2 protein-coding genes are annotated in these 3,039 nt (G+C 31.4%); both read left to right on the top strand.

The annotated features are described in order from the left end of the window. Window positions 1–1,770: 1,770 nt before the first annotated feature. Window positions 1,771–2,046, top strand: a complete 276-nt coding sequence (locus EHV01_RS04345; protein WP_422066367.1) for an Mbov_0395 family pilin-like conjugal transfer protein — start codon at window positions 1,771–1,773, stop codon at window positions 2,044–2,046. Between the two features lie 488 nt (window positions 2,047–2,534). Then, complete coding sequence (locus tag EHV01_RS04340; RefSeq protein ID WP_400249461.1) at window positions 2,535–2,879, top strand: hypothetical protein; 345 nt, start codon at window positions 2,535–2,537, stop codon at window positions 2,877–2,879. The last annotated feature ends 160 nt before the right edge of the window (window positions 2,880–3,039 follow it).

The raw sequence follows: 3,039 nt of genomic DNA, 5'->3' as shown, positions 1-3,039 counted from the left end.
KKATNNNNCTGCAATTGATAGCAATGACAATATTTATTTTGGAAAATTTGATGGTGCATATAAGTTGGGTGTTGGTGAAATAACACCAACAAAAATTGATGGTATAGGTGGTCAAATAAATTCAATTGCCGTTGATAATACAAGATATCTTTATCTTGGAACAAATAATGGAACTTTTGTAATACATTCAGCATTGACAGCCTTAGAATGAGCAAAAAGACAAAGTCAGTTTACTTTGGTTGATAGTTCAAAAACGAAAACTTGAACTCGCCCTAACTTGGTTAGCGTGGATGGCGATTTAAACATTGATATTGCGAATCCGAACATTGATAAAGTTGTGTTTGATAATGTCCAACAAGGTCAAACAAATAAACACTGGACTATCAATGTTAAACCGGAAACGGCACCACGCGACCATAATTTACAAGTAACTTTTACTTTGGATGGTAAACAATATACAAGTGAAATTATTGTCTCGATGCAGGCGAAAATTGACCCAACACCAACACCAGTGCAACAAAATCTAAGTGATTTAATCAAAACCGCTGATTTAGGAAATATCTTAGATAACAACGATGACACTATTTTCACTGCTGTTAATCAAAAAAACAGCAATGTCATTGATGATTTTTCACAAATTGAAATAACAAATAAAGATAATCACTCTGCAACTTTATCAGCGAAAAAAGACAGCAAAAGTTACAAAGGTTCAGTTGATGTAACTTATAATGTTGTTCCTACAACAACAGTTGATTTGAAAATTAATGTAACACCAACATCATCAACCGCAACGGTAATAAAAGATTATCTTGGTCAAATTGATACAAGCAATATCACAAATCCAGTTAATACATTCTACTATGCGAATAGTGAAAGTGTTATCACAATGGTAAAACCAACCGCAAGTAGTGTGATAACTGGGGTTGTGTATGGTTGTGATGAGCAATGAAATAAAACATCACAATCAAGCATCACTGACCCTACAAATGGCATTAAACTTGATGGGTCACAGTTAGCAACAACAAATGGTAAATATGTTGTTGAGTTGTCTGATAACCTAGGACATACCAACAATGTTTATTTACAAATTGCAAAGGATAAAACAATTGCAAAGTATTTTGACACTGATAATGGCAAACAATTTGAAATTTGAGCGAAAGCAAATGGACACGACAATATCCGTGGTTCTAGTGCTAGTCAACTAAATAAATTGTTTGCAGAGAGTAAAAATTGACAACAAATAACTACTGATAGTCAATTTGCAACTGCTCTTGCTGATTGGTTTAAAACCAATGCTAAATTGTTATCAAAAGAACCGTTGACAAAAGAGCAAGTCGTAGAGCAGTTAAAAACCCAAATTCCAAACGACATCAAAATTCCTGATGTAAATACCAGCAATTATGATGTCAACAAAGTTTCGTTTGTTTTAAATCAAACTGAATTTAACCCAAATGACAAAGTAAACATTACTGTTAAATACAATAATGCGACTTCAGAGCAATTTACTTTGCAAATAAAAAACACTAATACACCTGACAATAACAAGAAAACTGGTTTGGGTATTTGGGCTATCTTTGGAATTGTTGTTGGGTCGCTGGCGGGTCTTGTTCTTTTGGGGTGGTTGTTTAAACGGTTTGTGGTTGACCCGTTTATTTTAAAACCAATCCGCGAGAAAAAAGAAAAAGCCTTTGTGGCAAAAACAGAAAAAGATATTGCCCAAATGAAAAAAGATGATGAAGAATGAGAAGCAAAACAACGAGGTGATAAATAATGATGACTTTCTTAGGGACAAGTGGATCAACTAGCTTGCAAGAAATCGGTAATAAAATAATTTCTGTTGGAATGCCAATTTTAATTGGAATAGCAATTGTTATTGGTATTGTTATGGTGGCGTATTATGGTATTGCTGGTAAATTTGCCAAAAACGCCGAACAACGCAGAGAAACGATTGCTCGTGTTACTTGGATTGGTGTTTGTTTGGGAATTGTGATTTTGGCGAGTGCAATTGTCTTGGGTCTAAAAGATGTTATTTTAGGAATTGCATAAAAGGGGGAATTAAAAAATGGTGCAAAATAAAAAAGGGTTAAGAAACCCTTTCAGTGTTGGCAAGTCCACCAAGATAAAGCCAACATCATTTAAAAATGTCATAGCTATTTAAAATAAAAAATTGTTGTGTAGAAAAGATAGTTAGAGAACCACGCACTATTCGCAAAATTTCTGCTAAAAATTTTCTAACTATCTTTTCTACACAACAATATAAATAATTATACTTTTTAAAAATGTCATAGTAAATATTTATGCTATAATAAACACAACTAAATAAAAGAAAATGACTTCACCGTCATTCTTCTATACACCTATTAAGCGGTCTTTGGAAACCAATTATTAGGGTCTGATATAATTTAATCCCCACCTTTTGGTAGGTCAGTTAAATTATAACATTTTTTAATTTTTGTGTATAGGTAGAATGATAAAAAAGTCATCTACCTATTTTTTTATTTATGAAAATATTTGATTAGAAAGGAATTGATGTTATGCGCAGAGCAAGTTATGTGAACACAAAAATTGATTATGATCAAAATGATGTTCAAAAAGAACAACGCAGAATTAGACAACAACAAACTGAACAACACCCTGGGCGATTAGCTTTAAAACAGTGAGAGAAACAATGAAAAAGTGGTTGATTTGAAAACTTAACCAAAGAAAAACAAAAAACATATAAGTTAATCACAAACAAACTATCATTGGAAAAGAAAAAGTTTGAATTGGTAAGAGTTCGTCAGGAATGAAAACGCAACTGATACAACAATTTAGACAAAGAAAAACAACGCGAATATAAAAAACGCGTTGAAAAAATAAAAAAAGAACACAATTTATAAAGCATAAATATTTACCTTTAAATTATAGTTGAAAAAAACAAAAGAATATTATTAGACTTCTTGCATAACCTATTAAAATAATTGTAAATATTTTTAAAAAGATACTAATAGCAAATTATAATTTTAATTAATTATGTCTTTTATTTAAAAATTTAATATA

The sequence above is a fragment of the Spiroplasma sp. hy2 genome, assembly GCF_044714365.1.
Classification (GTDB): domain Bacteria; phylum Bacillota_I; class Bacilli_A; order Mycoplasmatales; family Mycoplasmataceae; genus Spiroplasma; species Spiroplasma phoeniceum.
Note: the sequence above shows the minus strand (reverse complement) of the source record. Positions and strands in the feature narration are given on the sequence as shown.